The organism is Streptomyces sp. NPDC002125, assembly GCF_053593715.1.
This window is the reverse complement of sequence record NZ_JBSFDD010000038.1, coordinates 45,218-64,584: the sequence shown is the minus strand read 5'-3', so window position 1 is coordinate 64,584 and position 19,367 is coordinate 45,218. Positions and strand designations below refer to the sequence as shown.

Here is a 19,367-nt window from a genome sequence, read left to right as displayed (position 1 = left end):
TCACCAGGGACCTCACCGTGGCCCGGACCTTGCCGGGCGTCTCCTCGACACCGACCCCCGCGGAGCGGGATATGCCCCGGCAAGCCGGGGCATAGAGCGCGAATTGCGCAAGCGCAATTCGGATTCCCGCGCAAGCGCGGGAATGGAATTCCGCAAGCGGAATTCCCGAAGGGAATGCAATTCGCGCAAGCGCGAATTGCAGGCGAGCGCGCTTGCGCGCTCGCTGGGCTGGCTACAAGAGGAGGTGCATCACGTGTCCGCCTGTGTAGGGCTTGGGGTTCCCAGCCACCACCCCCGCAACGAGGGTGACGAACTGTCGGCCCGATCGAGTGCCGGCCCCACCGCAGTGACGGGTTCCGCTGCGCTCCACCCTAACCACCTCCCCCGCCTTGAAATGGGCCGCTCGCGTTCATAAATACCCCGCCAGCATACACGTCAACCAGGAACCGGGGCGCAGATTTCGAGGATGCGTCACCCGACCGAGCGAACGAGCGGATCAGTTGATGCATCACGGTCGTTGACTGTGTAGCGTTTGGGTCCTTGCCGCACCACCGAAACCCCGACTCAATAACTCCCGGCAGAATGCAGAATTATGCGGCCATGGATAGCTTAGCCACAGAACGGAAGCCCGATATGGGAATGCTGGAATTCAACGTGCGGAGGTACCGGAGCCGATCGGCCGCCAGGCCGGGCGGCGGAACCGGCCACCGGCACCGGCCACGCTTCCGTGCTTTTGAGCGTCACGGCCGGTACAACCCGAGACGCAGCTCCGATGGTGCCGCCTACGGTCCGCACCGGTCCCACGGAGCCGCGCGCGAAGCCGCCTCAGCCCCGTCCGGGGGCCGACACGCAGCAGCTGGCGGCCCGCCGGCGGAAGGATCCGCGGCCTCCCGTTGCCCGGCCGCCGCCTCGCCGCTGCATGGAGCGGCTGGAGGGCGCAGCGCGGGCCGTAGGGGGCGCGCCTCTAAAGATCAGATAGACGCAAGCCTCTGACCTGCGAAAACGCGCGAGATGTATGCAGCCTGAGTGAATGGATCTCGGCCGAAGCGGGCGAGTTGCATTCACGTAGGTGCATAGATCCTTCCTGTCCAGGGACACGCCCACCGCGTGCATAGATCTCCTGCATAACATCGCAGATCTGCTATGTTATGCAGCCCCGACGATCATGGAGGAGAGCCCGTGGCCCAGCCCTTGAGGCGCAGCGCGGAGGCGCCTGCGATCACGCCGCGGCTGGCCCCCGCTCCGCCGCCCGCCGATGCCGTCAACGGCATGGAGTCGGCCCAGCAGCTGGTGAAGAGCCTGGACAGGCTGGCCAAGCGCGGCGGCACCTTCATGACGAAGGACCCGGTCAAGCCGTACGTCTTCTACGGCAAGGGGCACCTGAGCATGTCCCAGGTTATCGAGGACAACCTGTGGAAGTTCGACCTGAGCGCGATGTCGCGGAACGTCCTGGACTACCTCAAGACGCACCACGACAAGGAGGGCCTGGTGGAGATGACCCAGGTCGCCCTGGCGAAGAAGTACGGCTGCTCGCAGTCGAAGATCTCCCGCGCCGTCGGCCAGCTGAGCCACCACAACTTCACGTGGCGGGAACGGCGTGGGGTGTACCGGCTCAACCCGCTCTACGCTTACCGGTGGGGCAGCGAGAAGCAGCTGCGCCTGGTGAAGTCGCTCAAGAAGACCCTGGTGGAGCACGAGATCACCATTCCGACGGTGAGGAACGAGGCCACGCGATGAGCTCCGCTTCCATTCCTGGTTTCCACAACCCGGAGATCTTCGAGGTCCTGCCGAACGCCTGCCTGTCCCCGACGGCCCGGGACGTCTTCGACGTGCTGACCTCGCGCCAGGAGCCGGGCGGCCTGGTCAAGATCCGCCAGCAGGAGCTTGCCGAGCGCCTCGGGCTGACCCAGTCCGTGGTCTCCCGGGCCATCAGCCAGCTGCGCGACAAGGGCATCATCAGCGAGCGGCAGCGCCGCGGTGAGGTCCTCATCCACCCGCTGCTGGCCGGCTACGAGTCACTGAGCCACATGGTCAACCACCTCAAGGCCCCCGACACGTTCGTGTGGCCGCTGAACTTCCCGACCGGCGACATCCGCCCGCCGCGCGCCCGCGACGCCCGCATCGGGACAGACTTCGACCCGGACCCAGACGGGGGCGAGGACGCCCCGCTGCCCGACGCACCGCCCTCCCTACGACTGGCCGGATGAACCGCGACTCCAGCCCCGCCACTGCCACGGCGCCCACCCCACCGGGAGGGCGCCGTTGTCGTTCCCGGCCGCCACGGTGCAGCACGATGGCCGGCCCGCTCGCGGTCCCGGCACCGTGCTGCACCGTGGCGTGCTGCATGCAGCCGCTGCATAGATCTTTTGGCCTGCTGCACGAGCAGCACCCTTGTCTCGCCCGGCCCAGGCAAATGCTGCGCTGCACCCGCGACACCACCTTGCTGCAACCCGACGACCACCACCAGGACGACGGCCACCACCCCCGCTACCCATCGAGCAGCACCCGCTGCACACCACGGTGAGCAGCACGACCAGGAGCAGCGGCGGCCCGTTGCCGCAGGCCCTCGTCTCACACCTCACACCCTCATAGCGCGCCTCGCCCACCTGGGGAAACGGGCTGTGTGCCACATAGGAGCAGCCGGGATCGGTGAGCTACAGGACGGTGCCGTGCAGGGCGCGGAGGTCGCCAGACATCGCGTAGCGGCGGGCAGCGAGGCCGTTGTCGAGGTTCTCGCCGATCTGCTCGCACAGCGGGGCCAGGACGTCGGCGGCCGCGGTGTCGGACAGGTACGCGGGGGCGACTTCGAGCATCAGCTCCCCGAGCTGGTGGGTGTGGGCGGCGAGGTCGTCGACGACGCGGCGGAGTTCGGCGAGCGCGGGATCCGCCGACGGTTCGGCGGGCGGCGGAGGCGGGGCGGTGCGGAGGTCGCGGACGGCTTGGCGGACCACGGCGCGCACGGTGGGCTCATCGAGGGCCTGGAGGCCGCTGTGGGCGAGCGCGGCGAGTCGGCGGGTGATCAACTGCGTGACGGTGTCCGTACGGCCGGAGACGGCGATCAGGGCCCGCTGGGAGAGGCCGTAGTCGAGCGCGGCCGCGGCGGCCGGGTCGCTGTCTCGCGTGCGAGACGTTCCGGGGCCGGCGGCGACGGCGTCGTGGATCGCGGCCAGGGCGCGGGCGACGTCGAGCAGCCGGTACGCCTGGGCACGGCTGATGTCGAACTCCGTGGCGCAGTACGACTCCCACGAGCCGTAGCCGAGTGGCGTCCAGACGCGGGCGGCGTGGGCGGCGCGGACCCGGGCGGCGAGCAGCGCGACGGTGCGCCGGACGTCGTCCATCGCTTCGCGCAGCCCAGCCGTGACCTCCCGGGCCTGCTCTGCGGTGAGCGGCGGCCGCGCGGGTTCGACGACGTCGTCCTGGTCCTGGTCGCGGGTGCCCATGACTCCATCGTCCTCCGGGCCGGCTGCTGGGACCAGGGCGTGCGGAAGCACGGCCGCGAACTCCGCCTCACAACCTCACACCCTCATAGGGCGACGCGTCTACCTGGGGGAATGGCCTGTGAGCCTGCCAGCCTCACAGCGTGACACCGAGCGGGGCGCGGGTCTGTCACGCTGATCCGCGACGGTGGGCGCGGGCCTGCCGCACGAGGCGGAGGGGGCCAGGTGGCGGGGATCGAGCGGGAGCCGGCGGAGGTGCGGATACCCAAGGCGGCGCTGGACGCGTTCGCCGCGGCGCTGAGCGTGCGCACGGTGGCGATGCGGACGTGGCCCGACGGCATCGAGTGGATGTACCCGGTGGGCACGTGGGACGACCCGCACCTCGAGGTGGCGCTCATGCCCGGCGGCGAAGAGGTGTGGCTGCGGATGTCCAGCGACCGCTCCAGCGTCGCCGTGTGGACCATCGAGCAGTGGTGGGCCTTCGCCGGGGAGCTGCCCGGCGCGACGCCGCCGCAGACCTGAACCGCGGCGGGGTCAGCCCTTCGTGATGATCCGGGTGATGTCGAAGGGCAGTTCCTCCGCCAGCCGGAGCAGCGGCTCCAGGACGCCTTCGTACACCGGGTCCGTGTGGGGCGGGCAGTGCTGGGTCAGCAGGCAGCTGGCGGCTTCGTCCTTGGTCCGAGGGTGGGCCGCGTCCTCGTCAGCGGCGAGCTCCAGGACCAGGTCCATCGCGTCGTCCACGCCGTCGCGCACCTTGGCCCACCGGCGCGCTGTGTCCTCGCGGTCGTTCGGGATGCCGCTGTGGTGCGCGCGTTCGGGCAGGAGGTCGGCCACGGGGACCGACAGGGCTTCGTGGAGCCGTCCCAGGGTCGGCTCCTGGCAGAACTCATCGACCGCCGCGGCCGTCAGGGGCGGCTTCGCCTCCGCGACGCGCTGCAGCACGGCGACGCCCAGGACGAGCGCGGCGGCCGCGTACCGCCAGGCGGTCAGCGCCACCCGCCGCTCGTACGCGGTCACACCGTTCGCGATCTCGTCGACGGCGTCCTCGAAGAACGGGAACGCCGTCTGCGCGGTGCGGAGCCCGGTGATAGCGCTGGCGTTGCGGAGGCGGTCCCACATGGTGCATGCCGTCTGCCACTCGTAGCGCGCGGTCAGGAACGCCGCGTTCAGCGACCGCAGCGCCTCCATCTCGGTCGTCGTCAGCGTGCCACGCTCGTCGAACTGCGGAAACCGCATCGCCACTCCCCACCCCGGGTCTGGATCAGTCCCCGGCACGCTACCCGGCGCTGCGGCGCCGGGTGACGACTGCGAGCGGATACGCGTTGCCACCCGGGTGGCAACTGGTGGATACGGCTACCCGGGCCGCACGTTCGCGGCACACTCGGCCCATCAGCGTGCGTGGACAAGGAGCAGTGCGATGCCCGTGAAGATCACCCCCGACGACGCGTACGACGACGCGACCGACACCCTGCGGGTTGGGCGGCACGACCTGGAGCGGCTGCTGCTGGAGTTTCGTGAGCTGATGCGGAAGCAGGAGCCGGGCAGCTGGCGCCACATGGAGGACTACGACCTGTCCTTCGAGCGCCTGGCCGACGCCGTCGACGCCGCGACCGAGGCCCGGCGGGGTGCCCGCTGGGAGGGTCCTGACCTCCGGATGCGCTGCACGACCACCGAGGCCGTGTACGAGTGGCCGGAGGGCGCTCCCTACGAGGGCGGCACGACGGTCACGTGGAACGTGCCGGGCCACGGCTCTCACGCCACCGATCCCGCAGAGGACCCGACCACGTCGCTGTGTGGCTTCCGTTGGGCGGAGGGGGAAGGCCGGCGCGTGAGCGGTTTGCCGGACTGCCGTGAGTGCCGACGTGAGGTCCAGCTCGGTGCCGAACGCTCCCGCGGCCGCTGGTGACAACCAGGCGGCAACGCGTTGCTGCCCAGGTGGCTACCGGTGGATACGGCCGTGGCTACGATCGGAAACGCCCTGACCCCGGCAGTTGCGATGCCGGGGTCAGGGCATTGTCACGAGGTGGCTACCCGAGCCAGACGATGTTCAGGACCGTCAAGCTGTGCAGACGCCGGTTGATCCAGTAGGTCAGGGAGAGCTGCCCGACGGCCGCGTAGCGGACGTCCTCGCCCTCATCGTCGTCCGTGTCGAACTGCCCGAACCCCCACGGATCTGCGGCGGCCGCGGCGAGGATGTCCCACACGATGTCCGCAGCGTGCTCGGGCAGGACGTCGAGGACCTTGGCGGCCGCGGCGGAGACACGGACCGCGTACGGCGACGGGCTCACCCGCGACGGCGGCGGAGCTCCGCCAGGTCGACGGCGTCGCTGTCGTCGTAGCCGGAGGCGACGAACGCGTCGACGGCCGGGGCGTGCGCGATGCGGCCCTGCCAGTCCTGGACGACCTCGTAGAGCCCGGCCAGGGAGAACGTGCGACGGGATTCCTCGAGGGCGGCCGACCACTCGCGCTCGAAGGCCGGCACCCACTTCTTCGCGCGCCTGTCGGCGCGCAGTTGGGCGAGGAGTTCGGCCGGTGCCCCGGGTGCGGGGGCGTACGGCGTGACGGGTGCGTGGTCGGGCTGCGCGCTCATCTGGTCCTCCCGGCGGGTCGTCACCTCACGGTACGCGCGCCGGTGGGCCGTGGATGCGGGCATGGACGGATCCCCTTCTACCGGGTGCTCTGCACGACGATGTGGCCGAAGCCGAACCCGGGCCGGCGGGTGGTGTAGCGGAAGCCGGTCAGGATGGCGCCGAGGGCGGTGTCCATCGCGGAGCGGACCACCTCGTAGCGGACGACGGCCTCGTCGTCCGTGCGGTCGGCTTCGACCATGTCGAGCGCCGCGCAGTCGAGGCGGGCGTGGGGCAGCCAGTCCACGACGACCTGGGCGTCGTCGTTGAGGTAGACCACGACGCCGCCCTGGTGCTCGTCGGTGAGCGGTGCGGGCGGCGACACGTGCAGCCCGGCCGTGGTGAGGTCGAGCCGGACCTGTTCGAGGAGCAGCTCGGGAGCCACGGGGGGAAGCCCGTCGGCCAGGTGCAGGAGGGTGACTGCTTCCTCCTCCTGGCGCTGGTAGTCGTCGGCGGCCTGACGGTTCGCCGTACGTTCGGCGTCGTTCTTCGGGTCCGGATACGGGTAATTGATGCTTGGCATAAAGGGCTCCGTAATCAGTATTCGAGATCGAGGTAGTCGATGTCGTTGATGGCGACATCCGACAGTCCCATGGCCCGGCCGCCATTGTCCTGGAAATAGACTTCCTTAAACCCTTCGGCGATGATTCCACGCATCTCCTGGTCGCTGGCCCCGGTCTCGCGGGCGTCGAAGAGGCGCTGTGCGTACGTCGCGGGGAGCTTGACGGTGAGGCGGCGGAAGCGGCCGTCGTCCGTCGATCCTTCCGAGGAGTGGTAGCCGAAGCGGGCCCGGGTCTCCACCTTGATGCCGGTGGCGGCGGCCTGCTTGTGCCGGCGCTTGCGCACCTGGGGCTGCCAGCGGGAGCGGACGGCGTTGTCGATTTTCGAGGCGATGTCCTTGGGCGGGTTCTTGCGGGCGCCGCGCCGGTAGCGGTTGACGGAGTCGGCGGTGATGCCGAGTTCCGCCGCCACCGCCTTCGCGGTCCCCAGCTGCTTGAGCAGGTAGTTGATGCGGCCCGGGAGCGTCTTGGGCGGCTCCCGGGTGAAGCCCTCCCGGTCGGCCCGCTCGATGGCGTCCTCGATCTCCCCCATCGCCTACTCCCCTTCGTCCATGACGGCGTCGCCGCCCTTGATGTGGCGGGCCGGGTTGAGACCCTTCTCCATGAGGTCGACCGCCCACAGCATCGACTGGACGCCCTCCAGCTTCGCCAGGCCGGGCGTGGGCCCGAGGCGGAACCCGCCGGGCTGCGGCTTGCCGGACGCGGCGTACGGGAGGAAGTCGAGCGGGCTTTCACCCGGGCTCGGGTAGACGACGCAGTCGGAGAGCACGGCGAGCGGGTAGAGCCCGGTCATCTTCGCCATGTTGTTGAGCTTGCGGTGCATGTTGACCCGGGCCTTGCTGATGACGGCGGCCCGGATGTCGGGGCGCCAGGTCGGCCGGGACAGGGCCGGCCACGTCTCGCCCTCGTTGTAGTGCTTGCCCTGGGGGCGCTCGCGGAGCTTGCCGACGCCGCCCTTGACGGTGGCCTTGATGGCGGACAGGACGGCGGCCAGGGCCGGGTCGTTCTGCTTGTGCTGTGCCATCGCGGCGAGGAACTGGCGGTCGTCCAGGTCCTTGGTGACGCCCATGTCGGCGAGGGTGTCGACGTAGGCGGTCTTGAGGCGGTCGTGCCACGGGTCGAGGTAGGCGCCGGTCTCGCGGCGCAGGTACGCCTCGATCGGGTGCACGTCGTGCCCGAGCTCCTGGGCGTAGGCGAGGGTGTGCGTCTGGTACCAGGCCGGGCCCGTCGGCCGGGTGCCGTCCGGAGTGAACGGCGAGGGCAGGCGCGGGTCGAGCTCGATGTGGGAGAGGTCGGCCAGCCAGCTCCCGGGGATCTTCGGGTTGAACTTCGGGGCGTGGAAGTGGTCGGGGGCGCTGAGGCCGACGACCAGGCGGGCCGCAGCGGCGAGGAACGCCGTGTTGAGGTCGAGGCCGACCGCGTACGGCAGGGTGCACTCCTCATCGGAGAGCGTCTCCACCGACCGCACCCACTGGTACGCCTCCTCGTTCAGGAAGCCGCCGGTCCAGCCGCTGTTGACGACGACGGGGTGTTCCGGGGTGGCCTCCGGCGGCGCCGGGTCCATCGGCTCGGTGCCCAGGCTGCCCGCGTTGTAGCCGGAGACCCAGTTCCCGGTCTCCGGGTCCTGCACGGCCTTGGTGGGCGGGCGCAGCGCCGTCATCAGCTCCAGGCCGGAAACGGCGGTGGAGCCGCGCGGGGTGATGACCCGCTGGGCGTACACGCCGAGGACGCGGGCGATGTCGGCCGGCTCCATCTCGGCAACGCCGGGCCAGGACCGCTCATCGAGGGCGTCCCAGGACAGGATCGCCAGCTGCACGCACTGCCGGTCGCGGCCCTGCGCCTTGCGGTAGATCCGCGCCCACGGGCCGAACCCGCGCTGGGTGAGCTGCCACTTCGCCTTGGCGACCTGCTTGACCACCGGGTGGTCCTCCGGAAGACGCAGGGAGCGGCGCTGCTCGTGGCCCTCCAGGCGCTCGGGCAGCCCGAGCTTCACGGCGGCGGCCGCAGTGAGCACGATCAGCGGGTCGGAGTCCTTGCCGTACCGGTTCAGCTTCGCGGCACCGAGACCGGACTCGCGCAGCGTCCACTCCACCAGCTCCGGCACCGTGGTCGCCGGGCAGTCCAGCACGACGCCGCCCACGGCGTACGCGGAGCCGTCACCGTCCAGCACGGCCAGCGGACCGTGCGGGAAGCGCGGGTCGGTCGCGGGCGCGGCGGCCTTCTTCGCTGCCGGACGTCGTGAGGTCGGGCGGGCGACGGGTCGCTCCGGCACCGGCTGCACCGCAGTGCCGATGTCGGGCTCAGCAACGTCCTGCTCAACGGTGGGCACGCGGGTGAACGTCTCCGGCACCTGCGGCTGCGGCGCGGCCACGGGGGCCGGGGCGGCGGGAGCTCCGTGGGCGGGGTACTTCGCCGCCCACCCGTTCAGCAGCCGCTGGTACGCCTCCAGGCGCGGCGGCTTCGGCTCGCTCCTGCCGTTCTCGTAGTTCTTGACCGTCTGCGTCGACGTCTTGAGCGCGACCGCGAGGCGGGCCTGGGTGATGCCGGCGGCCTCACGCAGCCGGGCGCGCTCCGCCGGGGGCGGGAGCTGGGGCTCCTCCGCCAGCAGCGCGTCGATGTTCGCGAAAAGCTCTTCCTCGGATGCCATGTGGATCTCCTTTCGTGCTCTCACCCTAGCACTGTTTACCCTAGTCTTTAACCCATTTTTTTAACCCGTTCGGATTGTCTGGGCGGGCGGAAAATGGACGGTTTGGAGGGCCCTCCGCAGGCCCTGGCTCACACCTGACAGCCTCATCGCGCACCGCTTCCACCTGCGGAAACACCGTGTGAGGCACATAGATGGCGGACCGAGTTGCCGAGAGATCGCCCCGTCGGCCGGGCGTGCTCGCTACGGTGGCGACCATGGCGGAGCAGAGCGAGGCACAGACGTGGTCGACGCGGGCGCGGCTTGGCGCTGTCGAGCTCCCGCCGGGCGCACCGGCCGGGACGGTGCGGATGGTCACCGGCACCCGGGCCCGGAAGGTGAACGACCGGGAGGCCCGCGACTTCGGGATCTCCACCGACCGGGCCTGCCTGGAGATCGAGCAGATCTTCTACGACGCCGACGACGACGTTCTGCGGCACACAATCACCGTCGACTACAGCGGCCAGCCGCACGTCACCCGGCACGTGCCCACCTCCGAGGAGCTCGCGCGCCGCGAGTAGCCAGCTCCGCCCTCCTGGCTCTGCCTGCCGATCAGCCGGCCAGGTTTCCGGGGGCGCGCTCAGGCGTCAACGTGCACGGTCACGTACATGTCCCCTGGGGCACCGCCGTTCTTCCCCGGCTCGCCCAGTTCCCTGATCCGAACCTCCTGGCCGTCCCTGACGCCTGCGGGGATGCGGACCTTGTAGGTGCGCTGCTCGCTGACGATCCGCCCCTCCCCCTTGCAGGTGGTGCACGCCTGCGCCGACTTCTCGTCGGTCCTGGTGGCGCAGGCCGGGCAGGCGATGCGGGTGGTGAACCGCAGCGGGATGATCGCACCCTCTGCGGCTTCCGCCGCGCTGACGCTCATGTCGTGCGCGACGTCCCGGCCGCGGCGGGGCGGTGTGGCCCCGAAGTGCCGGTCATTGATCTCGTTGAGGACGTCCCGGACCTTCCGAGCTGAGGCCGGCCGCTGAGCGGGGTCCTTGGCCAGGAGCTGGCTGACGAGCCGTTCCAGTTGTACGGGCGCGTCCGGGCGCAGGGTGCGCAGCGGTGCGGGCTGCTCCTTGATGTGCTGGTTGACCAGGTGCCAGGAGGTGCCGGTGAAGGGGCGGCGGCCGGTGACCATCTCGTAGAGCACGCATCCGAGCGAGTACAGGTCGGAGCGGTGGTCGAAGGTGCCGGCGAGTGCTTCGGGTGCCATGTAGGCCGGCGTGCCGATCAGGACGCCGGTGGTGACGTCGTTGCGGCCGTCGCTGCCCTTGGTGATGCCGAAGTCCACCACTGTGGCCTTGCCGTTGGGGCGGATCATGATGTTGGACGGCTTGATGTCCCGGTGCGTCAGGCCCGCGTCGTGTGCGGCTTTCAGCGCGTCCGCGACGCAGGCTGCGACGCTCAAGGCCCTGGGAAGGGGCAGCCTCCCGGCTTCCAGGACGGCGCTGAGCGGTTTGCCGGGCAGGAGCTCCATCACCAGGTAGGCGCATACCTGCCCGTTGTGCGTCGTGGAGCCGAAGTCGTGGACGGTGACGATGTTCGGGTGGGCGAGGCCGCCCGCGACTGCGGCCTCGCGAGCGAACCGGGCCACCTGCCGACTGCTGCTCGCGTCACCGGTGAGGACCTTGACCGCGACCAGGCGGTCGATCTTGGGATCGTGCGCTGCCCAGACCTGGCCGAACCCGCCCGCACCGATCGCCTGGATGAGCCGGTAGCGGCCGTCCAGCACGGTCCCTTCCTGCACGACTCCCCCTCCGGTGGTCACCGCGACGCACGGTGTCTACCAGGCGTGTACCCGTCACGCTACGCCGCAGGAACCACTTACGGCAGGGGACTTGGTCGGGTGTCACCGGCTGGTCAGGCCGTGGTGCGCAGCGGAGCGGGCGCGTTGGGGACCAAGGCAGCCGTCCCGGCCTGCCGGGCGGCACGTTCCGCGCGGGCACGCCGGAGGGCTGCTTCCTCGGTGGCTGCGGCTTCACGGCGGCGCTGGAGATGGGCAGCGTTGATCGGGGCCGGCGCATCATCCGGCACTACGGGCGGCTCGGGGAACGCCTGGCGGCTGAGCTCGCGCATGGCCCGGTTCTGCCGCTCCACCGCCTGCGCGATGCCCGGGTCGATCCGTGACGGCACTGCGGCCTCGCGGTGCGCCTCGATCGCACGGCGGTAGCCGTCCGGCGGAGTCCTGCGCTGCGCCGGCGCGGCGGGCGCGGTCGGCTGAGGGCCCGGTTCGGCGGCCGCCGGGGCGGGGCTGGCGGTGGGTGCGGGTGGCAGGACGTGCAGGGTGCGGACGTCCGCGCCGGGCACCGTGTCGTTGGCCGCCGCGATCAGCTTCGGCGCGCTCCAGCGCAGTGTCGTGCCAGCCGCCGAGGTGTCGGGGACGACGTCCAGGCGGCCGGTCTCCGCGTCGAACGCCGTTGCTCGAACCCGGCCGGTGAGCTCGGGCACGGCCGTGGCGAGGATGGCGTCGAACCGTGCGAGGACGTTCCCGCCGGCGGCCGGGGTGACCATGCCGCGCTCGGTCATCATCATGCCGATCGCGCTGCCCAGCCCGAGCGGCTCCCGGCCATCGCGTCGTACGGCGGTGCCGGTGCGCCGCTTCGGCTTCTGGCGGGTGGCGCCGTTCTTCTTCGCCGCTTCCCGGGCCGCGAGCAGGGCCTGGCGCGCGAGGTCGACGCCGGACACCTCGCCGCCGCTCACGACTGCCCCCAGGTGGAGTAGCCGAGGTTCAGGTGCCCGAGCCCGGAGAGGTGCTGCGCTTCGTTGACCAGCTGGTTGCTGAACAGGCGCCGGGCCGACGGCTCGCCGTAGCGGTCGATGTGGTCGAAGACGACGCTGTGGTCCTTCATCGCCCGCACCCGCCAGTCGCGCACCTGGTCGGGGGTCAGGTCCTCGAGGACCAGCTCCTGGTCGTCGTCGACGTCGGCGCTCTCCAGGTCCGGGGCGGGGACGGCGGCGACCGGGCGGGGCGCGGGCAGCACGACCGGTGCCACCGGCGCGGCCGGGACGTCGGTAGCTGGCTGCGCGGCGGCTGCTGCGGCGCGGGCCGCCTTCGCTTCGGCCTGCCGGGCGCGGTACTGCTCCCACTCGTACGCCTTCGCCCACGCCCTGGCCGTCACGGTCTCGTGCAGCTGCCGGTCGGTGGCCGCCCGCCGCTCGGTCTCGGAGGCACCGGGCATCGCGGCGTCGACGGCGGCCGCGACCGCGTGGCGGGTGGCACGGCTGTCGACCTGCCGGTCCTCGCAGCGCGGGCAGTCCCGGCCGGAGTCGAGCAACGCGCCCTCATCGCACCGCGGCTCCGCACACAACTGGATCTGCGGCAGGCCCCGGCCGATCAGCCAGCCCACCGGATCCGTGATCGGACCGCCCAGCCGCATCTGGCTCTCCAGGCGCCGGGCGAGCCGGTCGGCGAGGATCTGCGGCGCGTCGGCGTGACCGGCGAACCCGACCACGCGGGCCAGCTCGGTACGGACCTTGCCCTCCACCAGGCGCCGGACGGCCGGACGCTCCAGGCGAGCCCAGACCAGCCGGACCGGGGCCAGGACGGCCCGCAGATCCAGCGACGGCAGAGCCACCCTCCCCTGCTGCTGCCTGCCCTGACCCCGGCTCCCCACGGCCCGCACGCTGCCGCCGGCCACCGGCCCGCAGCTGCCCTTCCCGCCTTCAACGACCGGGGACTTCTTCGGCTTTTCCCCGCGCAGCGGGCCACCCTCGCCGTCGACCAGCGTCAGCCGGGCAGCGGCATCGCCGTCCACGGCCTGGTCCTCGCGCTCGCACGCGCGGTCCGGCAGACCGTGGTTCCCACCACGGCCTTCGCCGGAAAAACCACGAGAGAGCGCAAGAGAACCCCCAGGAGTAACCCCAGAAGCGTGGAGAGCGTGGTGCTGTGCAGTTGCGGCGAGGTCTGCCGATCCGGCGATCCCGTCCTGCCCGGCACCCTCGATCCCAGTAACCACAAGGGTCTCGCCCGTCACGCTGGACTCAAGATCTCCGGATGCAGTACCGGCGAGGTCTGAAAACACGGTGTCCGCGACCCGGCGGGCCTCCCGTACGGCCACGCCGTGGGCCTTGGCGACCGGCACCAGGCGCACCCGCGACCGCGCGTGCAGACCCGAGCCGGTCTCCTGGCGCACCACGTCCGCGACGCCGTGCTCCTGGAGGCGCTTGAGCACCTTCGCCCCGGCCGCCGCCGTGCAGCCCAGCAGCCGCGCCACCGTCGCCGCCGGACGACCCCGGTCGGTGTCCACCGACCCGGGGCACAGCTGCAGCCAGCCCGCCGAACCCGTCGTGAGCACCATCAGCAGCAGCCCGAGCCGGTCCGTCGCCGCACCCCGGCCCGTACGACCGGCGAGCAGCCCGGCCGGGACCGGCGCCTTGTCCTTCGGCGCCCACCCCGGACCGAACAGCACCTCGCACAGGCTCAGCAGCACCGCCAGCTCCGAACGGGACAGCGCCAGGGCGTGCCGCCGGTCGCCGGCCTGCTGCGCCCGGTACATCGGGATCACCCAGCACTCCAGGCCCGTCGCGTGCCCGAAGGCGTTCGTCGCGACGTTCGAGCCGAGGAACCCCGCGCCGCGCAGCTCGGGCAGCACGGTGTGCGCGACCGTCGACTGGGAGACCCCCAGCCACCGACCGAGCTCCGCCGCCCAGATCTTCGCCTGGTAGCCGTTGGACACCTTCGCCTTTGCCGTCAGCACGACCGACGCCAGCCGCGCTCCGTCCGACGCACCGGCCAGCGCCGGAGACGACACCAGCGCGCGCACCGCGGCGAGCAGCCGGGCCCGCATCGTCTTCGACAGCTGGAGCGGGTTGCCCAGCTCCAGGGGAATGACCGGACCGGCCTGCGCCGGGACCGACCGCAGCCGACGGTGCGAGGCCCCGCCGGCGAACTTCGTACGAGGGCGCGGGAGCACGGCGGCCGGTGCCGCCACGGCGCTCATCGGCCCACCGCCACGACAGGGCGGCGCGTGGACACGGGCGGGCAGGCACGAACGATCATCCCGGCAGCTTCGGAGGCTTCCCCTGTGGGCAGAGTCCGGCGAGCAGCGGCGGGCCTGTGGACAACGAGAGCGAGGGCGGACAGGTCAGAACGAAAAGAGGGGGTCACATCTTCTACAGGTTGAAAAATCGGGTCGCGTGTGACGCTCCCGCCGAAGTTTTTCGAACCGTGGGCACATGACGGACGAACTGCGCGAACCGGGAAAAACGGCTCCGGGAATCCCGTCGCGCGGAACGCCCGCGACCCCCGAACCGGGGTGAAACGGGCGAAGCCAAGCTGACAGAGGGACACGAGATCGGGCACTATGAAGGAACCAACTTCCATATGCGTGGACCGACCGAGCCCCTAGCGGGGCTGGGCCTATCCGTTCGTGTGGATGTGTGGGCGCCCCCTCCGTGAGGAGCGGGCACCGGACGAAGAACCAGAGGCGGGCCTTCCTTCCTTTCGTGGTGATTCGGACGGGTGATGCGGACAGCCCTCGGGCTGGACGTAGTGCGGACGGCTTTCGGGCCGGTCGTGCTGGTGTTCTGTTGGCCCTGCCAGGGGCCGGTGGAGCAAGCGGACGCCCCTGCCAGGGGGCGACTGCGGTACTGCTCGGTCCTCGCGGACCGGTGGTGCGACCCGCTTACCAAGGCGGGGTACTGCGATATGTAGAACCAGCTCGATGAGCTGGAGCCTGGAACCGGGGCCAACCGGGACCAGGCAGCCGACCCGTTTTGTGAGTGGTCGGCGCTGACGGGCCGCGCGAGGCCGGAGCGGATTACCAGTCCACTCGTTTGGCGCGCGCGGCCGATGACCTAGGTCATCCCGACCCCCTCGATTCCGAAGGCGGAGTCGGCGAACCCGAAAACGGTCGCAGCCGCGAGATCACCCCTCATCGGATGCCTCCTCGATGGCCGCGTCCGGGTACTTCACGGCGAGCTTCCGAAGGAAGTGCGCGTACGCGCGACGGTTCCCGCGGTGAGGCTGGGCGCGCCCTGCCTCCCACTGCGCGACCGCGAGTCGCTTGACGCCGATGGCCTCTGCGACTTCGGCCTGGGTGAGGCCGGCGGCGAGCCGGAGCTGCTGCCGAACCTTGAGCGTGGGGAGGGTGTCCTCCTCCACCAGGGCGTCAATTCGCCTCAGCGGATCAGACATCGGGACCTCCACCATAGGGAAACAGTCCCCAAAACATACACGCCCCGGACGATCTTCGCTAACGAGAACGAGCGTGTTGCCGCACGAGATACCGACCGACCCCACCCGACCCCCCGCCCTTCCTCGATGTCCGCTCCGTTCCTGACGTGAGAACGTGCAGGTAGGACCCCTTGGTGCCCTTGAATCGGAACAGATTTCGAGCGGCAGTTCCAGCGTTCGCCGACTTGTAACCCCGCCGCTCCCGCCTGACGGGACGCTGGTTCGTGAACCGTCCCGCCACGCGGGAAGCGCGCCCTGATCGCCCGTCAGCGGGCCCGGGACGAGGGCCGGTCGATGGGTCACTGGCCGCCTCGCAATTCGCGGAGGTGGGCGACGAATGCCTGGGCCTCGGATGCGTGCGCGTACTGGGACTGGAGGGCCTGACCGAGGTCGGCAGACACCATCGCCAGCGACGGCAACGAGCGCCGGCTACCCGCGAGAGCCCGCTCCCCGAACGCCAGCGCGGAGTCCAGATCGCCCTCGCGGGCCGCGACCACGCCCAGCGTGACCCGGGCCTCCGCGATCCGCATGGGCGAGCGCTCCGTCCCGTCGAAGTCCGTTCCCGCCCGGATCACTTCGCGGGCCAGCTGCTCAGCGAGGCGGTTCTCGCCGACCTTGCGCAGCGCGTCCATGCGGTAGAAGTCCCACTTGGCGGGGTCGACGACGAAGTGGTCCTCGATGTTCTCCGGGTAGGGCATGCGCTCGAGGAGCTGGCGGCCCTGGTCCAATGCCACCTCGGTCTGGGTCCGGTCCCCCAGTCGCGCCCACGCCTTCGCCTTCTGCGCGTACAGCTGCACGGCGACGCTCTCGTTGGGCGCCACCGCGATGCCGGCCTCCGAGGCCGCAATGACGCCGCGGTAGTCGCCCCGGGTCAGGCTGAACCAGGCCCGCATCTCGTGCGCCCATCCCTGCACGCTCAGTTCGCCGGCCTCCTGCCCGAGCATCAGCGCGGCCTGCCGGGTGGCCTCGGCGTCGCGCGGTCGGCCGGAGTCGTACTCCACGCAGCCCACCAGCAGCGACAACTTCCCGGCGAGCGCGATGATGTCGCGGTGCTGCGCCAGGCTGACCCTTTGGTGCTGGAGGCCCACGACTCGCGCCAGCCATGCTTTTCCTTCAAGGAGCAACTGGTCGGCAGGCATGTACGCGTACTCGCAGCACAGCCGGTCCGCGGTGATCCGCAGAGCGTCCAGGGTGGCCACGTCGACGTCCGAGGCACGCAGTCGGGCGATGATGTCGACGGTGTCCATGCCGCTGACCTGCAAAATCTCGGCTCGCCCGTCGCGGCGGCCCCGTTCGGGGAAGAAGGCGCCCGTCGTCGTGTTGAAGACGGCTGCGATGGCCGACTGGTACTTCGTCGGCTGTGCGTCACCGCGCTCCCACCTCTTCCACTGACGAAGAAGGTCTTGCTTGCTGACCTCCTGGTCGCCGGGGAGCCGGACCATCAGCGCATCCACCGCTTGGGCCTGCGACCAGTCGCGCGCCGCGCGCTCTTCGACCATCCGGCGTGCCCAGTCAGGACGCTCGTCCATTGCGGTTCCCCTTCCCCGTACGGTCCAGTGGCGCAGCCTGCCCAACAGGGTGATGCCCGAGCGGAGGCCGGCCCTTCTGCGGCCGAGCATGGCACGGCCCCTTGATCGCGCGGAGGTGACAAGTGGGGGTGACATTCCAGATGTCACCGGCGGTCGTCACTTTGCGCAGCGTCTCAAGGGGCGCACGGTGTGTGCCGTTCACACGAGTCGATCCACGTCCCAGAGGGAGGCGAACGGCGTATGCCGAGTTCCGTCCGGCGTCGGCGAATTGGAGAAGCACCAAGTGCAGCGGGTGGTGCTCCACGGCTCCTCCTTCGCTGCGGTCATGGGGATCGGAATCAGCGGATCTTCCCTGCGTTCTACGGTGCGATCTCCGAGGCGGCACGTCGGGCCTGGAGCACGTACGCGTATGCCGTCCCGAGGTGCCCGTACGTGCTGCTGTCGTCTCCCGCGAGGGCCGACGCTGCCGATTCGGCGGCGCGCTCCAACTGGCGAGCGACGGAGGCCGGGATGTCCGCGGCGGCGAAGTCCCGCAGCGCTCCCGCCACCTCGGTGAGGCCGACGCCCTCGGGAAGGCCGTTTGCCCCTTCGATGCCCGCGAGCGCGGGAATCCACCCCGTGTTTGTGTCCAGGGAGCTGCGGAGTTCTTCCACCAGCTCGGGGGCGGTGAGGCGCTGCTCGTTCATTCGGGGGTCCGTTTCCAGAAGTCCAGAAGGGCCAGCTGCGGCGGCGCCCCGGCGAGACCGGGACGCCGCTGGCGGAGGTGCGTCAGGCGAGCGGAGCGGCGTAGCGCAGCTTCCAGCCCTTCCCCAGGATGTGCTGGGTGACCTCGACTACGCGGCCATCAGCCGTCGCGCCGATGTGGTTGATGGTGAGGACGTCAGAGCCCTCGGGCAGCCCGAGGCGGGTGGCCTCTTCCGGGGTCGCCTCGCGGAGCTCGATGTCCTCGGTGGCGGTGTCGCCCTGGTCGTACCCGGCTTCCTTCATCCGGCTGATGATGCCCCCGACGCCGGTGTCCTCCTGCTCGATGCCCGCGGCCTCCGCGACGTCGGCCGGGATGTACGTGGTGACGAGCTGGATGACGCGCTCACCGTCGAACATCTCGCGGGCCCGCACGACGACGTCGCCGTCGACGCCCAGGAGCTCCGCGACATCCGCCGGCGCGGCGGCACGGCTGACGGTCACCTCCGTGCGGGGGCTGCGGCCGGACCGGCGCAGCTCAGCGTCGAACGCTCCGCGGGCGCCGTTCTCTTCGCGCTGGCCGGTGGTGTACCGGGTCCGCGCGTCGCGCAGGATCACGCCGTTGTCGTCGATTCGGTTGCTAGCCATGTGCTGAATGCTCCTTGCTGGTGTGGTGGTGGATGCTCGATCCGTCCTGGCGCTTGCGACGTCAGGACGGGAGTTCTTGCTACTCAGCCGGTTTCCGGCGAGTCGATGACCCACTCGTATGCGAGCTTCCATTTCGAGCGGGGCAGTACGTGCAGGCAGATCTCCACAATCCGGCCCTCGGCGGTCAGTCCCTTGTGGGTGATCTCCAGGACTGCCTGTTCAGCAGGGATGCCGAGCGCTTCGGCCTCCTCCTTCGTGGGAGACCTGACTTCGATCTCCTCGCGCAGACGTACCTGCCGGAAGCCGGCCTCCGCCATGCGGGACTTGCTGCCGCCGGTGCCGGTCTCGTATTCGGCAAGCACGGGGCAGGCGTCCACGACGTCCGGCGGGAACCAGGACGTCGCCACCTGGACGACCTCCAATGCCTCAGCGTCGCCAGGAATGCCGACCGGCATGATGCGCTCGCGCTTCAAGGTCTTCGCCCGGTGGTGCATCTCGAAGATGTCGGCGACCTTCTTCGGCGGGACGTCCCGCCCGATCGTGACGATGGCGTCCTTGGGCTCGAGGCCCATGGCCCTCATCTCGGCTTCGAAGGCACCGACGGCGCCGCCGGCCTCACGCAGCGCGGGTAGGTACCGCTTGGTGCGGTCGGACATCATCTTCCCGATCACCAGGGACACGAACGTTCCCTTGCCGCGCCGAGAGAACACCAGACCTTCGTCCTCCAGGAGCCCGTAGACCTCTCGGGCGGTCTGGTAGGCGATGTCGTGCTGCTTCTGGAGTTGCGGGACGCCGGGCAGGCGGGACCCCGGCGCGAGTATGCGCCGCTCGATCTTGTCCCGGATGTCGGCGGCGATCCGCTCGACCTTTCCGGGCTCTCTCTTCGTCACCATCCCCTGCCCTTTCGATCCCAACGCGGCGAGCGTCTATCGCTGCCGGTCCGCACAGCATGGCATGTCTAGTTGTTTCCCGAAAGCCGGGCGCGACACGGGCCGGTTCGGGACACGGCGAAACGTCTATGTGGCGAGATAAAAGTGCA

General features: G+C 70.5%; 20 protein-coding genes. 5 read left to right on the top strand and 15 right to left on the bottom strand.

Annotated elements, in window-relative coordinates:
• Positions 1 to 1,179: 1,179 nt before the first annotated feature.
• Both ACWCQM_RS37990 and ACWCQM_RS37985 read left to right on the top strand, forming a co-directional pair.
• Positions 1,180 to 1,737: a replication/maintenance protein RepL gene (locus tag ACWCQM_RS37990; RefSeq protein ID WP_450919644.1), complete on the top strand. Its 558-nt coding sequence runs from the start codon at positions 1,180 to 1,182 to the stop codon at positions 1,735 to 1,737.
• Entirely contained in the window at positions 1,734 to 2,207 is a 474-nt protein-coding gene (locus tag ACWCQM_RS37985; protein WP_030018066.1) for a helix-turn-helix transcriptional regulator, read from the top strand. Before ACWCQM_RS37990 ends, ACWCQM_RS37985 begins: the two co-directional genes overlap by 4 nt.
• A 447-nt stretch (positions 2,208 to 2,654) precedes the next feature.
• On the opposite strand, the gene ACWCQM_RS37980 is transcribed toward ACWCQM_RS37985, so the two are convergent.
• The gene (locus ACWCQM_RS37980) at positions 2,655 to 3,440 is read right to left on the bottom strand and encodes a hypothetical protein (protein WP_450919643.1); all 786 of its coding nucleotides are present in this window, start codon (positions 3,438 to 3,440) and stop codon (positions 2,655 to 2,657) included.
• Positions 3,441 to 3,662: 222 nt separating this feature from the next.
• On the opposite strand from ACWCQM_RS37980, the gene ACWCQM_RS37975 reads away from it, so the two are divergent.
• Positions 3,663 to 3,959 carry a hypothetical protein gene (locus tag ACWCQM_RS37975; RefSeq protein WP_359657211.1) on the top strand — a complete coding sequence of 99 codons (297 nt, stop codon included), beginning with the start codon at positions 3,663 to 3,665 and terminating at the stop codon, positions 3,957 to 3,959.
• 12 nt (positions 3,960 to 3,971) lie between these two features.
• Here the strand turns inward: ACWCQM_RS37975 and ACWCQM_RS37970 are convergent, their stop codons facing one another.
• The gene (locus ACWCQM_RS37970) at positions 3,972 to 4,673 is read right to left on the bottom strand and encodes a hypothetical protein (protein WP_450919642.1); all 702 of its coding nucleotides are present in this window, start codon (positions 4,671 to 4,673) and stop codon (positions 3,972 to 3,974) included.
• Between the two features lie 181 nt (positions 4,674 to 4,854).
• On the opposite strand from ACWCQM_RS37970, the gene ACWCQM_RS37965 reads away from it, so the two are divergent.
• The gene (locus ACWCQM_RS37965; protein ID WP_450919641.1) at positions 4,855 to 5,343 is read left to right on the top strand and encodes a hypothetical protein; all 489 of its coding nucleotides are present in this window, start codon (positions 4,855 to 4,857) and stop codon (positions 5,341 to 5,343) included.
• Positions 5,344 to 5,464: 121 nt separating this feature from the next.
• Here ACWCQM_RS37965 and ACWCQM_RS37960 read toward each other — a convergent pair whose 3' ends face one another.
• The 5 genes from ACWCQM_RS37960 to tap form a co-directional block, all read right to left on the bottom strand.
• The gene (locus ACWCQM_RS37960; protein WP_450919640.1) at positions 5,465 to 5,725 is read right to left on the bottom strand and encodes a hypothetical protein; all 261 of its coding nucleotides are present in this window, start codon (positions 5,723 to 5,725) and stop codon (positions 5,465 to 5,467) included.
• The gene (locus tag ACWCQM_RS37955; protein ID WP_450919646.1) at positions 5,722 to 6,027 is read right to left on the bottom strand and encodes a DUF6247 family protein; all 306 of its coding nucleotides are present in this window, start codon (positions 6,025 to 6,027) and stop codon (positions 5,722 to 5,724) included. The genes ACWCQM_RS37960 and ACWCQM_RS37955 overlap by 4 nt, the downstream gene beginning before the upstream one ends.
• Positions 6,028 to 6,104: 77 nt before the next feature.
• Positions 6,105 to 6,587 (bottom strand): hypothetical protein, encoded by a 483-nt coding sequence (locus tag ACWCQM_RS37950; RefSeq protein ID WP_450919639.1) that lies wholly within the window; start codon positions 6,585 to 6,587, stop codon positions 6,105 to 6,107.
• A 14-nt stretch (positions 6,588 to 6,601) separates the two neighbouring features.
• Complete coding sequence (gene tpg / locus ACWCQM_RS37945) at positions 6,602 to 7,156, bottom strand: telomere-protecting terminal protein Tpg (RefSeq protein ID WP_384115722.1); 555 nt, start codon at positions 7,154 to 7,156, stop codon at positions 6,602 to 6,604.
• A gap of 3 nt (positions 7,157 to 7,159) precedes the next feature.
• Positions 7,160 to 9,271: a telomere-associated protein Tap gene (gene tap / locus ACWCQM_RS37940; RefSeq protein ID WP_450919638.1), complete on the bottom strand. Its 2,112-nt coding sequence runs from the start codon at positions 9,269 to 9,271 to the stop codon at positions 7,160 to 7,162.
• Between the two features lie 254 nt (positions 9,272 to 9,525).
• Between tap and ACWCQM_RS37935 the strand changes: the two genes are divergently transcribed.
• Positions 9,526 to 9,828 (top strand): hypothetical protein, encoded by a 303-nt coding sequence (locus ACWCQM_RS37935; protein ID WP_450919637.1) that lies wholly within the window; start codon positions 9,526 to 9,528, stop codon positions 9,826 to 9,828.
• A 59-nt stretch (positions 9,829 to 9,887) separates the two neighbouring features.
• Here ACWCQM_RS37935 and ACWCQM_RS37930 read toward each other — a convergent pair whose 3' ends face one another.
• The 8 genes from ACWCQM_RS37930 to ACWCQM_RS37895 all read right to left on the bottom strand — a co-directional run bounded on the left by ACWCQM_RS37930 (position 9,888) and on the right by ACWCQM_RS37895 (position 19,221).
• Positions 9,888 to 11,042 carry a protein kinase domain-containing protein gene (locus ACWCQM_RS37930; protein WP_450919636.1) on the bottom strand — a complete coding sequence of 385 codons (1,155 nt, stop codon included), beginning with the start codon at positions 11,040 to 11,042 and terminating at the stop codon, positions 9,888 to 9,890.
• Positions 11,043 to 11,155: 113 nt separating this feature from the next.
• Positions 11,156 to 11,995, bottom strand: coding sequence for a DUF721 domain-containing protein (locus ACWCQM_RS37925; RefSeq protein ID WP_450919635.1), 840 nt, complete (start codon positions 11,993 to 11,995; stop codon positions 11,156 to 11,158).
• Positions 11,992 to 14,235 (bottom strand): hypothetical protein, encoded by a 2,244-nt coding sequence (locus ACWCQM_RS37920; RefSeq protein WP_450919634.1) that lies wholly within the window; start codon positions 14,233 to 14,235, stop codon positions 11,992 to 11,994. Before ACWCQM_RS37920 ends, ACWCQM_RS37925 begins: the two co-directional genes overlap by 4 nt.
• A 926-nt stretch (positions 14,236 to 15,161) precedes the next feature.
• Positions 15,162 to 15,431 carry a helix-turn-helix transcriptional regulator gene (locus tag ACWCQM_RS37915; RefSeq protein ID WP_450911983.1) on the bottom strand — a complete coding sequence of 90 codons (270 nt, stop codon included), beginning with the start codon at positions 15,429 to 15,431 and terminating at the stop codon, positions 15,162 to 15,164.
• 338 nt (positions 15,432 to 15,769) lie between these two features.
• Positions 15,770 to 16,999, bottom strand: a complete 1,230-nt coding sequence (locus ACWCQM_RS37910) for an XRE family transcriptional regulator (protein WP_450919633.1) — start codon at positions 16,997 to 16,999, stop codon at positions 15,770 to 15,772.
• 359 nt (positions 17,000 to 17,358) lie between these two features.
• Entirely contained in the window at positions 17,359 to 17,685 is a 327-nt protein-coding gene (locus ACWCQM_RS37905) for a hypothetical protein (RefSeq protein ID WP_450919632.1), read from the bottom strand.
• Positions 17,686 to 17,767: 82 nt separating this feature from the next.
• On the bottom strand, positions 17,768 to 18,328 hold the full coding sequence (locus ACWCQM_RS37900) for a UTRA domain-containing protein (RefSeq protein ID WP_450919631.1): 561 nt from the start codon (positions 18,326 to 18,328) through the stop codon (positions 17,768 to 17,770).
• 83 nt (positions 18,329 to 18,411) lie between these two features.
• Positions 18,412 to 19,221 (bottom strand): GntR family transcriptional regulator, encoded by an 810-nt coding sequence (locus ACWCQM_RS37895; protein ID WP_450919630.1) that lies wholly within the window; start codon positions 19,219 to 19,221, stop codon positions 18,412 to 18,414.
• Positions 19,222 to 19,367 lie beyond the last annotated feature (146 nt).